Origin of the sequence: Streptomyces sp. NPDC047706 (assembly GCF_043204795.1) — a bacterium.
In the GTDB taxonomy this organism is placed as follows: domain Bacteria; phylum Actinomycetota; class Actinomycetes; order Streptomycetales; family Streptomycetaceae; genus Streptomyces.
In genome coordinates this window covers 311,775-329,962 of the sequence record NZ_JBIDCW010000003.1, presented here as the reverse complement: position 1 = coordinate 329,962, position 18,188 = coordinate 311,775, and the positions used below count along the sequence as shown (strand labels likewise).

Here is an 18,188-nt window from a genome sequence, read left to right as displayed (position 1 = left end):
GGCAGCCCGCCGACGGGGGGTGATCGGCGGGCTGCCCGTGGTGCGGCGACGGCTCAGTGGACGGAGTGCTCCTCCTGGGGGAACGTCCCGCCGACGACGTCCTCGGCGAACGCCTTCGCCGCGCCCCCCATGACCTCGCGCAGGTCGGCGTACTGCTTCACGAACTTCGGCACCCGTCCGGGGGTCAGCCCGAGCATGTCGGTCCACACCAGCACCTGCGCGTCGGTCTGGGCGCCCGCGCCGATCCCGACCGTCGGGATGTGCAGCGTGCGCGTCACCTCGGCCGCGAGCTCCGCCGGTACCAGCTCCAGCACCACCGCGAACGCCCCGGCGTCCTGCACGGCCTTGGCGTCCCGCAGCAACTGCTGCGCCGCCTCCTCGCCGCGCCCCTGCACCCGGTAGCCCATGGCGTTGACGGACTGGGGGGTGAGCCCGATGTGGGCCATGACCGGGATGCCGGACTCGACCAGCAGCCGGATCTGCTCGTGCGACCGTTCACCGCCCTCCAGCTTCACGGCCTGCACACCGGCCTCCTTCACCAGCCGGGTCGCCGAGCGCAGCGCCTGCACCGGCCCCTCCTGGTAGGACCCGAACGGCAGGTCGCCGACGATCAGGGAGCGGCTGGTGCCCCGTACGACCGCCGCGGACAGCATGGTCATCTCGTCGAGGGTGACCGGCACAGTGGTCTCGTACCCGAGGTGGCAGTTGCCCGCCGAGTCGCCGACGAGGATCACCGGGATGCCCGCCTCGTCGAACACGGACGCGGTCATCGCGTCGTACGCGGTGAGCATGGGCCACTTCTCGCCGCGCTCCTTGGCGGAGGTGATGTCACGAACCGTGATACGGCGGGTGCCCTTGCCCCCGTACAGCGCCCTGCTGCCGTCGGAGGACTTCTGCGGCGCAGTCTGGGCAGCCGAAAGCTGCGTCATTGCAACGGCTCCTTACGTCATCTCGAGGCGCCCTGACGGCGTCCCCGGACCGCTTCCATGGTGGCACCTCGTGCCAGGCACGGCTAGGGGGGCCTCGTCACGTGGCGCACCCGGGGGCACGCGGGCACGTGAGAAGTGCCCCGGCGGCAGGTAAGGACTTTCCGATACGGTACCGTCTCGTATCGTATGTCCCTAGGCTCGCGGACATGACCACTCCCGCCGACTCCGGCACCCGCGTCCCGGAAGCGGTGCACCGGCGCCGCTGGGCCATACTCGGCGTGCTCATGCTGAGGCTGCTGATCGTGTGCTCGACAACTCGATCCTCAGCGTCGCCGTCAAGACGATCTCCACTCCCGCGCCGACCGGCCTGGGCGCCACCCGGAGCGAACTGGAGTGGGCGATCAACGCCTGCACCCTCGTCTTCGCCGGCCTGCTGTTCAGCGCCGGCCTGCTCGGTGACCGGCTGGGCCGCAAGAAGGTGCCGCTCGGCGGGCTCGTGATGTTCGGCATCGGCTCCGCGCTCGCCGCCTTCTCCGGTTCACCGGGGGAACTCGTCGCCTTCCGCGCGGTGATGGGCCTCGGCGCTGCCTTCGTCATGCCGGCCACGCTCGCCGTCCTCATGAACGTCTTCGAGCGGGACGAGCGGCCCAAGGCGATCGGCGTCTGGGCGGGCGGCGTCGGCCTCGCCATAGCCATCGGCCCGGTCACCGGCGGGCTGCTGCTCGACCACTTCTGGTGGGGCTCGGTCTTCCTGGTCAACGTGCCGATCGTGATCCTCGCCGTCGGCCTGATGCTGTGGCTCGTCCCGACTCCCGCGACCCCAGCCCCGGCCGGATCGACCCTGTCGGCGTGATCCTGTCCGTCGTCGGCCTGGTCCTGCTGGTCTACGGCATCATCGAGGGCGGCCGGCTCGCCGACTTCACGGACCCGGCGGTGCTGGCGGCCATCGGGGCGGGGCTCGCGGCGCTGACGGCGTTCGTGATCTTCGAGAAGCGCAGCGACCACCCCTCCATCGAGATAATCTTCGCCCCGCGCGCCCGGCTCCTCGTCGACCGCTCCGGCGACAAGGTGACGACGACCGAGGACGGCGCCCCCCTGGCCGAGCTGTCCGTCGAGCGCATCGCCCGTACCGCCGGCGCGGGCAAGGCCACCATCTACCGGCGCTGGCGCGGCAAGGAGGAGCTCTTCGTCGACGTCGTACGCTCCGCCGAACCCCCCGACCCCGAACTGCCCGGCACCTCCCTGCGCGACGACCTCGTGGTCCTCCTCGAAGCCCTGCGCCGGCGCGGTCCGGCCAATCGCACCTCGGCGATCCTCCACAACGCGTACGCGCAGATGAAGACGAGTCCCGCGTCTGGGCCGCGTACCACACCGCCGTCATCGCACCCCGCCGCCGCCTCGGCCTGGACGTCCTGCGCCGGGGCAGCAGGGCGGCGAACTCCGCGCCGACGTCGACCTGGAACTCGTCCACGGCATCGTCGTCGGACCCATGCTCGTCCGCGCGCTGCTGCACCCCGACGCCGAACTCCCCGAAGGCCTCGCGGAACAGCTCGTCGACACCGTGCTCGAAGGACTACGGCCCGTCAGCTCACCCACGGGGTAACCCGAGAATGTGCGCGTTTCGTCACAGACGCCGCTCCAGGCCCCCGAAAGCGGAACCCCCGGCGCGGACTTGTTCGTCCTAAGTGCCTGTACGGCCGTCATGTGACGGCAGGATCGGAGCCGGACATCCCCTAGGGTCGTATGCGCGGGGGACGACGGTGTGCACGGCAGGTAGCGAGGCGACGGTATGGCGCAGCAGGCGTACGTGACGGAGACGGCGGGCGGTGGCCCGGAACCCGAGCACCCCGGAACTCGGCTCCGGCGCGTGGCGGCCCGTGTGGCCGGCGGCCGGCGCGGCGACCCCCACATCTGGCGGCGCGGCCTGGTCGTGGCCGTGCTCGCGGTGCTGCTCGCCGGCGTGATGGTGGTCCACGCGCACATCCCGAACAGCGTGGGCAACCTCGGCAGTCTCACAGAGACGTTCCTGCCCTGGCTCGGCCTGGCCGTCCCGGTGCTGCTCGCGCTGGCCCTGGTCCGCAGGTCCGCCGTCGCGCTGATCACGGTACTGCTCCCGGCGGTCGTCTGGCTCAACCTCTTCGGCGGGCTGCTCACCGACAAGGCCGGCAGCGGCGGCGACCTCACCGTCGCCACGCACAACGTCAACGCCGACAACGCCGACCCGTCCGGCACCGCCCGGGACGTCGCCGCGTCCGGCGCGGACGTGGTGGCGCTCGAGGAGCTGACCGCGGCTGCCGTACCGACGTACGAGGCGGCCATGGCGCCGACGTACAGGTACCACTCGGTGCAGGGCACGGTGGGGGTCTGGAGCAAGTACCCGCTCAGTGACGTCCGGCCCGTCGACATCAAGCTCGGCTGGACCCGCGCCATGCGCGCGACGGTGTCCGCGCCCGGCGGGCAACTGGCCGTCTACGTCGCCCATCTGCCCTCGGTGCGGGTCAAGCTGGAGGCCGGTTTCACGGCCCGGCAGCGCGACACCAGCGCCGACGCGCTCGGCGAGGCCATCGCCGACGAGCGGGTGAGCCGGGTCGTGCTGCTGGGCGACCTCAACGGCACCATGAACGACCGCGCGCTCAACGCCGTGACCGCCCAGATGCGCTCCACCCAGGGCGCGGCGGGCAGCGGCTTCGGTTTCAGCTGGCCGGCGTCGTTCCCGATGGCCCGGATCGACCAGATCATGGTCAAGGGCGTCGAGCCGATGAGTTCGTGGACCCTGCCGGAGACGGGCAGCGACCATCTGCCGGTCGCGGCGCGGGTGCGGATGGATTCCTCCGGCTCCTGACCGGTGTGGGCGGGCTCACGCTGTGCGCGAGGTCACCGGCCGACGCGGCCGGCGCATGGCTCAGAGAGCACTTCAAGGACGACCCGGCGCCCCGGGTCGAGATCACATGGACCGTGAGCGACAGGCCCAACCCGGCCGCACTCGCGTGGGTGTTGGACACTCTTTTCGCCCCGAGGCCGGACGACCGGGCGGCATCATGCCGCCACATGGGTGACCCGGAAGAGCAAGACCGCCCGCTACTACCGCTGCAAGGGCAAGGAGCCCGCTTGTCCGGGCGCCTCCGTCTGCTCCTGCTCGGTGATCGACGCAGACGCCGTCGGTGATGATGGGGCTCCTGCCCGACGTCGCGGACGACCTGCACGTTGCGTCGTCATCGGCTGCTCGCCGCGGTCACGGCCCGGATGTCCCGGCGCACCGCCCCTCTTCGCGGTGCCGGCGCTGTTCCCGGCGCTCATGTCGGCGCCGTGGAGCGCCGCCCTCGGCGTGGCCCTGCTCGGCACGGCGGCCTTCGTCACCGGCTCGCCGCTGCAGCTGATGGTCATAAAGAAGGCGTCGGCGGCCCCGTCCCTGGCGTCCTCCGCCAACCAGGCCGCATTCAACCTGGCCAACGCCGGCGGCGCCTGGATCGGCGGCCTCGCCCTGGCGGCGGGCTTCGGCACGACGTCTCCGGCGACGGCCGGCGCGGCGCTCGCGGTACTGGGCCTCGCGGTCGCGGCGGCGGCGTACGCCGTGGACCGCCGCGGCACCGCCCCGACCCGCGAACGCCTGGTGGCCTCCCACGTGCCCGGGACCACGGAACCCCTGCACCGCTGACCGCCGACCGCCGACCCGGGCGGGTCGGCGGTCAAGGACCGGGCCGGCCGGCAACGCCTGAAGGGGCGCGGGGAACTGCGCGACCAGCCACCACCGGGCCGCACCCGCGCCCACAACCTCAGACCCCACGGCGATCCGGCGCAGCACACCGACCGCCGACACCGACCGCCCCGCCGCGCGCCTACTCGCGCCACCCGTTCGTGATCGGCAGCCGCCGGTCCTTCCCGAAGCCCTTGGGCGAGATCTTCGTACCCGGCGGGTACTGCCGCCGCTTGTACTCGGCGGTGTCCACCATCCGCAGCGTCTTCGTCACCAGCTCCGGATCGAACCCGGCGGCCACGATCACGTCCGCCCCCTCGTCCCGGTCCACGTACCGCTCCAGGATCGCGTCCAGGACGGGATAGTCCGGCAGGGAGTCCGTGTCGACCTGTCCCGGCCGCAGCTCCGCGCTCGGCGGCTTGCTGATCGAGTTCTCCGGGATCGGCGGCGTCTCGCCCCGCTCCTCCGCCGCCCGGTTGCGCCACCTGGCCAGCCGGAAGACCGACGTCTTGTACACGTCCTTGATCGGCCCGTACGCGCCCACCGAGTCGCCGTACAGCGTCGAATACCCCACCGCCAGCTCGGACTTGTTGCCGGGTGCCAGCACGATGTGCCCCTCCTGGTTGGAGACGGCCATCAGGAGCGTGCCGCGCAGCCGGGACTGGAGGTTCTCCTCGGCCAGTCCGGTCAGCCCCAGCGACCCCATGTAGGCGTCGAACATCGGCTCGATCGCGACGGTGCGGAAGTTCAGCCCCGTACGCCGCGCCAGTTCCGCCGCGTCATCCTTGGAGTGCTCGGAGGAGTACTTCGACGGCATGGACACCCCGTACACGTTCTCCGGGCCCACCGCGTCGCAGGCGATCGCCGCCACCAGGGCGGAGTCGATGCCGCCGGACAGTCCGATGAGCACGGACCGGAAGCCGTTCTTGCGCACGTACGCCCGCAGGCCCGTGACCAGCGCCGAGTACACCTCCTCGTCGTCGTCCAGACGCTCGGCGTACCCGCCCGTCAGCTCCGGCTCGTACGCCGGCAGCGGGTCCTCGGAGAGCACCAGCCGGTCGATGCGCAGCCCGTCGTCCACCACGCCCGTCGGAGCGTCCGGGAGGGCCGCGGGCAGGTCGAGGTCGAGGACCAGGCACTCCTGCGCGAACTGCGGCGCCCGGGCCACGACCTCCCCGTCCCCGTCGACCACGATCGAGTCGCCGTCGAACACCAGCTCGTCCTGGCCGCCGATCATGGCGAGGTAGGCGGTGGTGCAGCCGGCCTCCTGGGCGCGCTTGCGGACCAGCTCCAGCCGGGTGTCGTCCTTGTCGCGCTCGTACGGCGAGGCGTTGACCGACAGCAGCAGCCCCGCCTTGGCCGACCGCGCCGCCGGCACCCGGCCGCCGTCCTGCCAGAGGTCCTCGCAGATGGCCAGCGCCACGTCGACGCCGTGCACCCGCACGACCGGCATGGTGTCGCCGGGCACGAAGTAGCGGAACTCGTCGAAGACGCCGTAGTTGGGCAGGTGGTGCTTGGCGAAGGCGAGGGCCACCTCGCCGCCGTACAGCACCGCCGCCGCGTTCTGCGGGGCGCCGGCCGGCTGGCCGTATCTCGGCTGGGCGGTCTCGCTGCGGTCGAGGTAGCCGACGATCACGGGCAGCTGTCCGAGACCGTCCTCGGCCAGCCGCGCGGCGAGCGAGCGCAGGGCCGCGCGGGAGGCCTCGACGAAGGAGGAACGCAGGGCCAGGTCCTCGACGGGGTATCCGGTCAGCGCCATCTCCGGGAACGCCACGAGATGCGCTCCGCGCTCGGCGCAGTGCCGGGTCCGGGTGAGGATCGTCTCGGAGTTCCCGGCGAGGTCGCCGACGCGCGAGTCGATCTGGTTCAGGGCGAGACGTAGTTGAGGCACGGGGCCCAGTGTAATCGTCAGAGCGACGCGATGGGGGGTCGCGGGGGTGTGGGCCGCCCCACGCGACGCCGTACCGCCTCGGGCCCCGGCGGCCCCGGACGGCCCCCGGCTACCGCCTGGCCGCCGCGCCCCGTTCCCTCAGCATGTCGGCCATCAGCCGGATCTCCGAGTGCTGCCCCTCGACCATGCCCTGGGCGAGCCGCTTCTCCACGTCCACCGAGCACCTGTCCGCACAGCCCTCGGCCATGTGGACACCGCCCTTGTGATGGTCCGTCATGAGCTGGAGGTAGAAGACCTCCGCCTGCCTGCCGTTCAGCCGGCCGAGCCGCTCCATCTCCGCGTCGGTCGCCATCCCCGGCATCAGCGCGCCGTCCTCGCCGGGGGGCATGGCGCCCATGCCCATCCAGTCCATCGGGTCCGGCGACACCTTCGGCAGCTCCCACAAATCCAGCCAGCCCAGCAGCATGCCGCGCTGGTTGGCCTGCGTCTGCGCGATGTCGTACGCGAGCCGCCGCACCTCCTCGTCCTCGGTGCGGTCCCGCACGATGTACGACATCTCCACGGCCTGCTGGTGGTGCACCGCCATGTCACGCGCGAAGCCGGCGTCCGCGGAGCCGGCCGTGGGCACCCCGGACCCGAAGGCTCCGTCCTGGGCGACCGCGTAGGTGATCCCGCCGACCGCGACGAGCAGCGCCGCCGCGGCCCCCGCGATCCGTCCGGCCTGCGCGTGCCTCACGGTTCCCGCCTCGTAGTGCCTCTACGGCTGGTCCTGCGGCTCGTGACTGGCGCCGTCACTTCGCGAGTCCGCCCGTGCAGGCGGCGCCCGGCTCGGGGGTCTGCTTGCCCTGGACGTAGGTCTGGAAGAACTTGTCGACGCCGGCGTCGTCCGCGCCGGTCACCGTGCGCTGGTGGCCCCATGCCGACAGCATGATGGGGTCCTTCTGGTCCTCGACCGGGCTCATCAGCGTGTACGGCGTCTTCTTCACCTTCGCCGCCAGGGCGTCCACGTCGGCCTTGTCCGCCTTGCTCGTGTACGTCACCCAGACGGCGCCGTGCTCCAGGGAGTGCACGGCGTTCTCGTCGGGGATCTCCTCGGCGTAGACGTCGCCGTTGCAGTTCATCCACACCTGGTTGTGGTCGCCCCCGACCGGCGGCTCCACCGGGTAGCTCACGCTCTTGGTGACGTGGTTCCGGGCCAGCTCGCCCTGCCACGTCCGCACCCCGTCCGCGCCGGCGACGAACTTGCCCGGGTTCCTGGAGTCGCTCGCGGCGGAGCCGGAGTCCTCGGACTGCGACCGGAGCAGCACCACACCACCGACGACGAGACCGGCGACGACCACGACACCGACCGCGACGGTGAGGACGCGGTTGCGGCGGTCGCGGGCACGCTCCGCGCGCCGCATCTCCTCTATGCGCGCCGTGCGCGCCGCACTGCTCTTGTTCTTGGCGGAACCCATGGGGCCGGCCCTTCTGGGAAGCGGAGGACGGACGGTGCGCCGATCGTAGTGGGCGGGGCCGGTGATCTCGTAGGGAGGGCACAGAAATGGCAGGGCGTTACGGATGCCCGGCCGAGCAGGCAAGATGGGCTCAGAGGCCGTACACCTGCCGTGTCCGAGGCGTTCAGGGCGGGGATCGGCCCGGTGATCAAGGTGCGCAACGCGCACGAAACGCGGTTGTGGTGGGATGCTCAGGTGCCCTGCGTCCCGTGCGCGGGAGACGGGCGGCTGACCAGCAAGGATGGGGAATCGGAAGATGGACAAGCAGCAGGAGTTCGTGCTCCGGACCTTGGAGGAGCGCGACATCCGGTTCGTACGCCTGTGGTTCACGGACGTGCTGGGCTTCCTGAAGTCCGTGGCCGTGGCCCCGGCCGAGCTGGAGCAGGCCTTCGACGAGGGCATCGGCTTCGACGGCTCCGCGATCGAGGGCTTCGCCCGGGTCTACGAGTCCGACATGATCGCCAAGCCGGACCCGTCCACCTTCCAGGTCCTGCCGTGGCGCGCGGAGACACCGGGCACGGCCCGTATGTTCTGCGACATCCTGATGCCGGACGGCTCCCCCTCCTTCGCCGACCCGCGCTATGTCCTCAAGCGCGCCCTCGCCCGCGCCTCCGACCAGGGCTTCACCTTCTACACCCACCCCGAGATCGAGTTCTTCCTGCTGAAGAACAAGCCCGTCGACGGCACGGTGCCCGTCCCCGCCGACAACTCCGGCTATTTCGACCACACGCCGACCAACGTCGGCATGGACTTCCGCCGCCAGGCGATCACCATGCTGGAGTCGATGGGCATCTCGGTCGAGTTCTCCCACCACGAGGGCGCCCCCGGCCAGCAGGAGATCGACCTGCGGTACGCCGACGCGCTGTCCACCGCGGACAACGTCATGACGTTCCGCCTGGTCATGAAGCAGGTGGCGCTGGAGCAGAACCTCCAGGCGACGTTCATGCCGAAGCCGTTCTCCGAGCACCCCGGCTCGGGCATGCACACGCACCTGTCGCTGTTCGAGGGCGACCGGAACGCGTTCTACGAGTCGGGTGCCGAGTTCCAGCTGTCGAAGGTCGGCCGGTCCTTCATCGCCGGGCTGCTGAGGCACGCGGGCGAGATCTCGGCGGTCACCAACCAGTGGGTGAACTCGTACAAGCGCATCTGGGGCGGCTCGGAGCGCACGGCCGGCGCGGGCGGCGAGGCGCCGTCGTACATCTGCTGGGGGCACAACAACCGCTCCGCGCTGGTCCGCGTCCCGATGTACAAGCCGGGCAAGACGGGCTCCGCACGGGTCGAGGTCCGGTCGCTGGACTCCGGGGCGAATCCTTACCTCTCCTACGCCTTGCTGCTGGCCGCGGGCCTGAAGGGCATCGAGGAGGGGTACGAGCTGCCGCCGGGCGCCGAGGACGACGTCTGGGCGCTGTCGGACGCGGAGCGGCGGGCGATGGGCATCGAGCCGCTGCCGCAGAACCTGGGCGAGGCGCTGTCCCTCATGGAGCGCAGCGACCTGGTGGCCGAGACCTTGGGCGAGCACGTGTTCGACTTCTTCCTGCGCAACAAGCGGCAGGAGTGGTACGAGTACCGGTCCGAGGTGACCGCGTTCGAGCTGCGGAAGAACCTGCCGGTGCTGTAGGGCGGGCCCCGGACGGCGGCTTCCGGGCCGCGTCCGGGTGCGCGTCGGCCGTTCGTCGGCCTGCTGTCGGTCGTCTGTCGGGCTTTTGTCGGTGCGGGCTGGAACCGTCCTCGGCATGACACGAATCGACGAGAAGCCCAGCGCGGCCGTCACCGTGCAGGGGCTGGTCAAGCACTACGGCGAGACCAGGGCGCTGGACGGTGTCGACCTGCAGGTGCGTGAGGGCACCGTGATGGGGGTGCTGGGGCCGAACGGGGCCGGTAAGACGACCCTCGTGCGGATCCTGTCCACACTGCTGGCTCCGGACTCCGGCCAGGCGACCGTCGCCGGATACGACGTCGTACGGCAGCCCCGGCAGCTGCGCCGGGTGATCGGACTCACCGGTCAGTACGCCTCGGTCGACGAGAAGCTCCCCGGCTGGGAGAACCTGTACATGATCGGACGGCTGCTGGACCTGCCCCGCAAGGAGGCCCGTGTCCGCGCCGACGAGCTGCTGGAGCGGTTCTCGCTGACCGACGCGGCCAAGCGGCCCGCTTCGACGTACTCCGGGGGCATGCGGCGGCGGCTCGACCTGGCCGCCTCGATGATCGGCCGGCCGGCCGTGCTCTTCCTCGACGAGCCCACCACCGGCCTCGACCCGCGCACCCGCAACGAGGTGTGGGACGAGGTGAAGGCCATGGTCGGGGACGGGGTCACCGTCCTGCTGACCACCCAGTACATGGAGGAGGCCGAGCAGCTGGCCTCCGAGCTGACCGTCGTCGACCGGGGCAAGGTCATCGCCAACGGCGGTATCGAGGAGCTGAAGGCCAGGGTCGGCGGGCGCACCCTGCGGGTGCGGCCGGCCGATCCGGCGCACCTGCGGCCGCTGGCCCACGCCCTGGACGAGCTGGGCATCACCGGGCTCGCCACGACCACCGTGGACACCGAGGGCGGCACCGTGCTGGTGCCGGTCCTGAGCGACGAGCAGCTGACCGCGGTGGTCGGCGCCGTCACGGCGCGCGGCATCACGCTCGCCGGCATCAGTACCGAACTGCCCAGCCTCGACGAGGTTTTCCTGTCCCTCACCGGCCACCGCGCCAGTGCCCCGCAGGAGCCCGTGCCGACCGACGACCGCGAGGAGGTCGCCGCATGAGCGCCGCCACAGCCGCCACCGACACCACCGCGAGCACCGCAAGCACCGCCGTCGCCGGCCTCCAGGCCGACGCGCGGATCACGCTGCGCGGGCATCTGCGTCACACCGGGGCGCTGGTCCGCCGCAATCTGCTGTGGATCCGGCAGGACCCCGAGTCGATGTTCGACGCGCTGCTGATGCCGGTCGTCTTCACCCTGCTGTTCGTGTACGTCTTCGGCGGCTCGATCGGGCAGGCCCTGGGCGGCGGGCAGGACGGTTACGTGCAGTACGTGATCCCCGGCATGATCGCGATGATGAGCATGACCCTCTCCCAGGGCGTCGGGACCGGATTCAGCCAGGACTTCAACTCCGGCGTCATGGACCGTTTCCGGTCCCTGCCGATCGGGCGCGGGTCGGTGCTGTTCGCGAAGATCTCGGTCGAGCTGGTCCGGATGCTGTTCGCGACGACCGTGCTGATGATCGTCGCCGTTCTGGTCGGCTTCGACATCACCGACTGGCTCGGCGTGTTCGCGGCCGTCGGGCTCTCCACCGTGTTCGCCTCGTCGATCATGTGGGTGTTCCTCACCCTGGGCGTGGTCCTGAAGAACGCGCAGTCCGTGCAGGCGATGGGCTTCCTGGTGCTGTTCCCGCTCCAGTTCGGCTCGTCGATCTTCGCGCCGACGGCGTCGATGCCGGGCTGGCTCCAGGCGTTCACCGACTACAACCCGCTGTCCACGCTCGCGGACGCGGCCCGCGGCCTGATGGTGGGCGGCCCGGTCGCGCACGACCTGTGGGTGACCCTGGCCTGGTCGGCGGCGATCACCGCGGTGATGGCGCCGGTCGCGATCCACAAGTTCAAGACCAAGAGCTGACCGGGGTCACACCAGGGCGGCGGCCTCCTTCCCGGTGAGGCCGCCGCCTTCGGCGTACGCCGCCGCGTACTCGGCGGCGGGCAGCGCGGCCCGGACGGCGGCCGTGGCGCACTCCCGTGACCTGCGCTCCAGCGAGGAGCTCACATGTCCGGCGGGCAGCAGCGCGTCGGCCGCGCCCAGGCAGCGGGCGGCGTCCCGGGCGGCGCGGCCGCCGTCGCAGTGGGCGAGCGCCAGCGCGGCGATGACGAGGTATCCGGAGAACAGCTGCGGGGCCATCGCCTTCGACAGCGGGTCGTCGGCCTGCGCGAGGCCGCGCCGGATCTTCTCCCTGGCCGCCTCGTAGTGGCCCTCGGCCGCGTCCACCCACGCCTCCTGGCCGAGGATGAAGGCGTCGAAGACGACGAAGTGGGCGATGACGAACTCCTCGCGCACCAACCGCAGTTGCTCGCGCGCCTCGGCGGTCCTGCCGGTGATGCCGAGCCACCCGGCGAGGACGAGCCGGGCGAAGGGCATCGCCTCGTTGTGCCCGCCCTCGGTGGCCGCGAGCACCTCGCGCAGCAGCCGCTCGCCCCGCTCGGCCCGACCGGCCTCCAGAAGCGCGCTGCCCAGCCGGGCGGTGAGGATGGCGTGCTGGGCGCGGGCGCCGAGCCGCTGGGCGTGTTCCATCGCGGCCTCGTAGTCGGCGGCGGCCTCCAGGTGGCGCCCTTTGCGCTCCAGCGACTCGGCCCGCGCGGCCAGCGCCTCCGCGCTGCCCCAGGCGTCGCCGAGACGGTCGTAGATCGCCAGTGACTCGTCGGCGTCCCGGCCGGCGTCGGCCGCCCGGTCTGGCCGGTTGGCGAGGATGTTGGCGCGGATCTGGAGGCTGGCGGCCAGCTCCCAGTCGTAGCCGGGGGTCGCGCGGCAGGTGTCGACGGCGGCGTCCAGCAGTCCGGCCAGCCGGTCCATGCCGCCGGTGAGCATCACGGCGTAGAACGACATCATGCCGGGGCTGCGGCAGGCCTGCGGCAGGCCGGGCTCGTAGGCGTCGGCGATGGCCCGCAGCTTGCGCTGGGCCTCGGGCGTCTGCCAGGCGTCCAGCTCGGTGTCCATGCAGGCGAGATGCGCGAGGTGGACCCCGCGCCGGGCCTCCGCCAGGACCTCGCCGCGCATGGGGGGCGGTTCGGCGGTGCAGCGCTGCCACACGGGGGCGGCCTTGCGGACCGGCTCACGGAAGGGGTCGGGGCCGAGGTCCATGACCCCGCGGGACCAGTTGCGGGCCTCGATGCGCAGGTCGCGCATCTGCCAGTACCAGACCAGCGACAGCACCAGGCACAGGGCCTCCTGCTCGTCGCGTTCGGCGACGGCGTGCCGCAGGGCGATGCGCAGGTTCTCGTACTCGAGCTCCAGCCGTTCGACGGCCGCGAGCTGGCCGGAGCCGCGCAGCAGCGGGTCCGTGGTGCGCGCGAGTTCGCGGTAGTGGGTCAGATGGGCGCGGGCGCTCCCGGCGCGGTCCCCGGCTTCGTCGAGCCGTTCGCCCGCGTACTCGGCGACGGTCTCCAGGAGCCGGTAGCGCATCTCGCCGTCGGTGGACGGGGTGGCCACGACCAGCGACTTGTCGACAAGGGAACCGAGGGCGTCCAGGGCCGCGGGTCCGCAGACGGCCTCGGCGGCGGCGAGGTCGCAGCCGCCGGCGAAGACGGACAGGCGCCGCAGCACGTCCCGTTCACCCTCGTCCAGCAGGTCCCAGGACCAGTCGACGACGGCGCGCAGGGTCTGCTGGCGGGGCAGCACGGTCCGGCTGCCGGAGGTGAGGAGGCGGAAGCGGTCGTCGAGCCGGTCGGCGATCTGGCGGGGCGTCAGCATCCGCAGCCGGGCGGCGGCGAGCTCGATGCCCAGGGGCAGACCGTCCAGGCGCCGGCAGATCTCGGCGCAGGCCTCGGGGTCGTCGTCGACGCGGAACCCGGGCCGGGCGGCGGCGCCGCGGTCGGCGAGCAGCCGCAGGGCGTAGGGCTGCGGCAGCGGCTCCACGGGCCGCAGCACCTCCCCCGGCACCCCGAGGGGTTCCCTGCTGGTCGCGAGGACGGTGAGGTACGGGCACCGCGCCAGCAGCTCCTCCGCCAGGCGGGCGGCGGCCTCCACGACGTGCTCGCAGTTGTCGAGGACGAGCAGCATCCGGCGCCGGGCGCAGTGCTCGACGAGGCGGGCGACGGGGTCGTCGTGCCGGTCGGCGACGGCGGCGCGCAGTTCCTCGGCGCCGGCGCCGTGCAGCACGGTCTCCCGGGCGCCGATCGCGGTGAGCACCGCCTCGGGGACGGCGGCGGGGTCGTCGACCGGCGCCAGCTCAGCCAGCCACACACCGTCGGGGGCCGCGTCCCGTACGTTCTCGGCGGCCTCCTGCGACAGCCGGGTCTTGCCCGCCCCGCCGGGCCCGAGCAGCGTGACGAGCCGGGCAGTGGCGAGGTCGCCGCGGATGGCCTCGATGTCGACGGCCCGTCCGACGAAGGAGGTGAGGCGGGCGCGCAGGTTGCCCGGGGCCGCGGCGCGATCGCGGGGCCCTGCGGGTCCGCGGACCGCGGGGTCGTCCGCCGCCGCCGTGCCGGACGCGGGGACGCGGGCCGGCGCCTCCCCGCCGGTGGCGGGCGCCGGCGGGGAGGCGCCGGCGCCGGGCTCCCGGGCCGCGGCGGCCCGGCCGGCGGGCGGTCCGCCCTGGCTCAGCAGCTCCGCGTGCAGGGCGCGCAGTGCGGGTCCCGGGTCGGCGCCCAGCCGCTCGGCGAGCAGCCGTCGTACGTCCTCGTAGGCGGCCAGCGCCTGCGCCGTGCGGCCGGCGTCGCGCAGGGCGCGCAGGCGCAGGGCCTGGAGGGGCTCGTCGAGAGGATGGCTCCCGCACAACGCGGTCAGCTCGGGCAGCGCCTGCTCGGCATGGCCGAGGGCGAGGGCGGTGGCGAGCCGGGCGCGGCGGGCGTCCAGCCGGCGGGCGGCGCAGCGGGCCGCCTCGACGGCACGGTCCGGGAGGTCGGCGAGGGCGGGGCCGTGCCACAGGGCGAGGGCGTCGTCGAGGAGGGCGGCGGCCTTGCCGGGGTCGCCGTCGGCCAGCGCCCGCGCGCCCTCGTCGGCGAGCCGCTCGAACCGGTGCAGGTCGACGTCGTCGGGTGCGGCTGCCAGCCGGTACCCGCCCTCGGCCGAGGCGATGGCCTCCGGCCCCAGCACCCGCCGCAGCCGTCCGACCAGCGCCTGGAGGGCCCCGGCCGCGTCGGCGGGCGGGTCCCCGTCCCACACCTCGTCCACCAGCAGCCCCGCGGGCACGGCCCGCCCGGCCCTGAGCGCCAGCACGGTGAGCAGCGCGCGCAAACGCGCCCCGCCGATCGGGAGGACCGAACCGTCGGGGCGAACCGCCTGTGTGGTGCCGAGGATGCGATAGCGCACGGAACCCATTGTCACCGCTCCGGCCACAGCACCGCCTCCAGGTTTAGGCGGGCATGACCGCGCGCCCGGCGGCCGGGAGCCGCGCGGGAACCTCCCACCGCCCGCTGACGTTCCCCCGGCGCCACCGGTACGGTCGACCCCGCACCGCCCCGACACGCCTTCAGGAGCCTTTTCATGACGACCGCCGCCTCCCGTCGCGCCGACCGGCGGATCAGTCCCGTCTTCCTCGGGATACTGGCCGTCACGGCGGTGACCGGGTGGGCCACGTGGACCGGGTTCGCGGCCCAGCCCGGTGTGGCCGTGTTCCTGTTCGTGACCGGCGCGTGGATCGTCTCGCTGTGCCTGCACGAGTACGCGCACGCCCGGACCGCGCTGCACGGCGGGGACATCTCGGTGGGCGCGAAGGGGTACCTCACGCTCAACCCGCTGAAGTACACGCACGCGCTGCTGAGCATCGTGCTGCCCGTGCTGTTCGTGATCATGGGCGGGATCGGGCTGCCGGGCGGCGCGGTGTTCATCGAGCGGGGCCGAATCCGGGGGCGCTGGAAGCACAGTCTGGTCTCGGCGGCCGGCCCGCTGACGAACGTGCTCTTCGCGATCGTGTGCACGGCGCCGTTCTGGCTGGACGCGCTGGACGGGGTGCCGCGGGACTTCCGGTACGCGCTGGCGTTCCTCGCGCTGCTCCAGGTGACGGCGGCGATCCTGAACTTCCTGCCGGTGCCGGGCCTGGACGGCTACGGCGTGGTCGAGCCCTGGCTGTCGTACGGCGTCCGCCGGCAGGTGGAGCCGTTCGCGCCCTTCGGGCTGCTGTTCGTCTTCGCGCTGCTGTGGATCCCGGCGCTGAACGGCGCGTTCTTCGACGTCGTCGACGCCGTGCTGCACGGCCTCGGCGTCGACGAGCCGGAGACCTACTGCGGGTACGAGCTGTACCGGTTCTGGCTCGGGACGAACGAGTACTGCGCGGTCAGCCCGTGACCGAGTCGCCGTGCCGCGCGGCACGGCCGCGCTTCAGGTAGTACCAGGCCATGTTCGACGACAGTCCCGCCAGCAGCACCCAGACGACGCCCAGCCAACTGCCCCGGACGACGGACAGGACGGCGGCGGCGACCGCGAGGACGCAGACGACGAGGGCGTAGAGGGCCAGGCGGGGCATGGTGGTCGGCTCCTGTCGGGGGACACTGCTGGGATGGCTGGGTGGTGCTGACCACCAGTGTCCCCCATCGGGTCAGACGTCGGTGACGCGCAGGCCCGCGTGCGCCTTGTAGCGGCGGTTCACGGAGATCAGGTTGGCGACCAGGGACTCGACCTGGTGGGCGTTGCGCAGCCGTCCGGCGAAGATGCCGCGCATGCCGGGGATCCGGCCGGCCAGCGCCTGCACGATCTCCACGTCCGCCCGCTCCTCGCCGAGGACCATGACGTCGGTGTCGATCTCCGCGATCTCCGGGTCCTGGAGCAGTACGGCCGACAGGTGGTGGAAGGCGGCGGCGACCCGGGAGTCCGGCAGCAGGGCGGCGGCCTGCTCGGCGGCGCTGCCCTCCTCCGGCTTCAGCGCGTAGGCGCCCTTCTTGTCGAAGCCGAGCGGGTTGACGCAGTCGACGACCAGCTTGCCCGCCAGTTCCTCGCGCAGCGCCTGAAGCGTCTTGCCGTGGCCCTCCCACGGCACCGCGACGATCACGACGTCGCTGCGCCGGGCGCACTCGGCGTTGTCGGCGCCCTCGACGCCGTGGCCCAGTTCCCCGGCGGCGGCCTGGGCGCGCTCGGCGGCGCGTGAGCCGATGATCACCTGCTGGCCGGCCCGGGCGAGCCGGTAGGCGAGGCCCTTGCCCTGCGGCCCGGTCCCGCCGAGCACACCGACGACCAGCCCGGAGACGTCGGGCAGGTCCCAGGGGTCCTTGGCGGGGGCCTTCGCGGGCTGCTTCTCAGCAGCGGCACTGTCCGTAGAGGTCATGGGCCTGACTCTACGTCCGCCCCGCCGCCCGGCGGGCTCAGGTGAGGCGCGTCACCGGCAGCCGGCGGAAGGCGATCCGCTCGTACGGCCCGAAGTCCCCTGTTTCGTGCAGGAGTCCGATCGTGTCGTCGTCGACGCGGACGAGGTCCGAGTAGGCGGCGGGGAGCCCGTCGGCCGTATGGGCTTCACGCCAGGTGGTGCCGTGGTCGGTGGAGGCACGGACGGTCATCAGGCCGCGACCGCCGGGGAAGGCGGGGCCGGAGAACAGCAGCACGTCGGGCTCGCCGAGGTGCAGGAGACTGCCCTGGCAGACGGGGCCGGCGAGGCCCGCCTGCGGCCGGAAGGACTGCTGAAGGGTCTTCCCGCCGTCCCCGGAGTGGGCGTCGGCCCGGTTGCCGGGGGAGGGGGAGTCGTTGCGGGTGTTGAAGTAGACGCGGCCGTCGGGGAGTTCGGCGGCGGTGGTCTCGTTGGCGTTGATGTAGCCGCTGGTGTCCTGCTCCAGGTAGCCCAGGTACCAGCTCTCGCCGCGGTCGTCGCTGAGCAGGCAGTGGCCGCTGTTGTACTTCGCCTCGTCACCGACGTCGGTGCCGGTGGGCGGGAGGGTGTGGTTGCCGGGGACGACGACCCGGCCGGTGCGGAGCTGCAGGCCGTGGCCGGGGGTGGTGGCGTACCAGCGCCAGCCGGGGTGCTTGACCTGCCCGGTGATCTCACGGGGCGCGGACCAGCTCTGCCCGTCGTCGTCGCTGTGCTGCACCCAGACCCTCCTGCCGTCGGCCTCGCTCACCTCGCCGCGCAGGATGCGGTGTTCGGAGGCGGACGCGGCGGAGCGGACGTGGACGAGGAGGACGCGGCCGGTGTCGAGGACGACGGGGGCCGGGTTCCCCGCGAGGTCGGTGCCGTTGGCGGCGGCGACCTGGAGCGGGCCCCAGGTGCGGCCGCCGTCCGTGGAGCGCTTCAGCACGATGTCGATGTGACCCCAGTCCTTCGCGGAGTCGGCCCTGCCCTCGCAGAAGGCGAGGAGCGTGCCCTCGTGCGTGCGGACGACGGCCGGGATCCGGTAACTGGCGTATCCCTCATGGCCGGCCCGGAAGGGGACGGTGGCTGCGGACATGGACGGCTCTCCTTCTGCTTAGCCTCGCTTTGGCCCTGCCCGGCCGGTGCGTTTCACCGGTGCGGGGCGCCGGCGTGGCTCGCCGGTGTGCTTCGCCCTACTGCTTCCCCGTCCGC

Annotated in this window: 13 protein-coding genes and 3 pseudogenes; 8 read left to right on the top strand and 8 right to left on the bottom strand. The window is 72.6% G+C overall.

The annotated features are described in order from the left end of the window. Positions 1–53: 53 nt before the first annotated feature. Positions 54–929, bottom strand: a complete 876-nt coding sequence (panB, locus tag ACGF8A_RS05290) for a 3-methyl-2-oxobutanoate hydroxymethyltransferase (RefSeq protein WP_393104400.1) — start codon at positions 927–929, stop codon at positions 54–56. A gap of 206 nt (positions 930–1,135) precedes the next feature. Here panB and ACGF8A_RS05285 point away from each other — a divergent pair. The 4 genes and pseudogenes from ACGF8A_RS05285 to ACGF8A_RS05270 all read left to right on the top strand — a co-directional run. Further along, positions 1,136–2,009 (top strand): annotated as a pseudogene (locus tag ACGF8A_RS05285) (MFS transporter); the annotation flags it as partial. Beyond that, positions 1,998–2,532: pseudogene (locus ACGF8A_RS05280) on the top strand (TetR/AcrR family transcriptional regulator). The pseudogenes ACGF8A_RS05285 and ACGF8A_RS05280, both read left to right, overlap by 12 nt. A 186-nt stretch (positions 2,533–2,718) precedes the next feature. Beyond that, positions 2,719–3,771: an endonuclease/exonuclease/phosphatase family protein gene (locus ACGF8A_RS05275; protein ID WP_393104398.1), complete on the top strand. Its 1,053-nt coding sequence runs from the start codon at positions 2,719–2,721 to the stop codon at positions 3,769–3,771. Positions 3,772–4,197: 426 nt separating this feature from the next. Continuing rightward, positions 4,198–4,584 (top strand): annotated as a pseudogene (locus ACGF8A_RS05270) (MFS transporter); the annotation flags it as partial. A gap of 181 nt (positions 4,585–4,765) precedes the next feature. On the opposite strand, the gene ACGF8A_RS05265 reads toward ACGF8A_RS05270, so the two are convergent. The 3 genes from ACGF8A_RS05265 to ACGF8A_RS05255 form a co-directional block, all read right to left on the bottom strand. Beyond that, entirely contained in the window at positions 4,766–6,514 is a 1,749-nt protein-coding gene (locus ACGF8A_RS05265; RefSeq protein WP_393104396.1) for an NAD+ synthase, read from the bottom strand. Between the two features lie 109 nt (positions 6,515–6,623). Beyond that, positions 6,624–7,250 (bottom strand): DUF305 domain-containing protein, encoded by a 627-nt coding sequence (locus tag ACGF8A_RS05260; protein WP_393104394.1) that lies wholly within the window; start codon positions 7,248–7,250, stop codon positions 6,624–6,626. Positions 7,251–7,305: 55 nt separating this feature from the next. Continuing rightward, the gene (locus ACGF8A_RS05255; protein ID WP_393104392.1) at positions 7,306–7,971 is read right to left on the bottom strand and encodes a DUF3105 domain-containing protein; all 666 of its coding nucleotides are present in this window, start codon (positions 7,969–7,971) and stop codon (positions 7,306–7,308) included. A 295-nt stretch (positions 7,972–8,266) separates the two neighbouring features. On the opposite strand from ACGF8A_RS05255, the gene ACGF8A_RS05250 reads away from it, so the two are divergent. The 3 genes from ACGF8A_RS05250 (at position 8,267) to ACGF8A_RS05240 (ending at position 11,611) form a co-directional block, all read left to right on the top strand. After that, positions 8,267–9,628 (top strand): glutamine synthetase family protein, encoded by a 1,362-nt coding sequence (locus ACGF8A_RS05250; protein ID WP_393104390.1) that lies wholly within the window; start codon positions 8,267–8,269, stop codon positions 9,626–9,628. A 115-nt stretch (positions 9,629–9,743) separates the two neighbouring features. Then, on the top strand, positions 9,744–10,760 hold the full coding sequence (locus tag ACGF8A_RS05245; RefSeq protein ID WP_393104388.1) for an ATP-binding cassette domain-containing protein: 1,017 nt from the start codon (positions 9,744–9,746) through the stop codon (positions 10,758–10,760). Beyond that, the gene (locus ACGF8A_RS05240; protein WP_393104386.1) at positions 10,757–11,611 is read left to right on the top strand and encodes an ABC transporter permease; all 855 of its coding nucleotides are present in this window, start codon (positions 10,757–10,759) and stop codon (positions 11,609–11,611) included. The genes ACGF8A_RS05245 and ACGF8A_RS05240 overlap by 4 nt, the downstream gene beginning before the upstream one ends. Before the next feature lie 6 nt (positions 11,612–11,617). Here the strand turns inward: ACGF8A_RS05240 and ACGF8A_RS05235 are convergent, their stop codons facing one another. Continuing rightward, positions 11,618–15,022, bottom strand: a complete 3,405-nt coding sequence (locus ACGF8A_RS05235) for a BTAD domain-containing putative transcriptional regulator (protein WP_393104384.1) — start codon at positions 15,020–15,022, stop codon at positions 11,618–11,620. A 165-nt stretch (positions 15,023–15,187) separates the two neighbouring features. On the opposite strand from ACGF8A_RS05235, the gene ACGF8A_RS05230 reads away from it, so the two are divergent. Then, complete coding sequence (locus ACGF8A_RS05230) at positions 15,188–15,988, top strand: site-2 protease family protein (protein WP_393104382.1); 801 nt, start codon at positions 15,188–15,190, stop codon at positions 15,986–15,988. Here ACGF8A_RS05230 and ACGF8A_RS05225 read toward each other — a convergent pair. The 3 genes from ACGF8A_RS05225 to ACGF8A_RS05215 all read right to left on the bottom strand — a co-directional run bounded on the left by ACGF8A_RS05225 (position 15,978) and on the right by ACGF8A_RS05215 (position 18,072). Next, entirely contained in the window at positions 15,978–16,166 is a 189-nt protein-coding gene (locus ACGF8A_RS05225) for a hypothetical protein (protein WP_393104380.1), read from the bottom strand. The genes ACGF8A_RS05230 and ACGF8A_RS05225 overlap by 11 nt on opposite strands. A gap of 72 nt (positions 16,167–16,238) precedes the next feature. Continuing rightward, positions 16,239–16,961 (bottom strand): NADPH-dependent F420 reductase, encoded by a 723-nt coding sequence (gene npdG, locus ACGF8A_RS05220; RefSeq protein WP_393104378.1) that lies wholly within the window; start codon positions 16,959–16,961, stop codon positions 16,239–16,241. Positions 16,962–16,998: 37 nt separating this feature from the next. Further along, entirely contained in the window at positions 16,999–18,072 is a 1,074-nt protein-coding gene (locus ACGF8A_RS05215; RefSeq protein WP_393104376.1) for an exo-alpha-sialidase, read from the bottom strand. Positions 18,073–18,188: the final 116 nt, after the last annotated feature.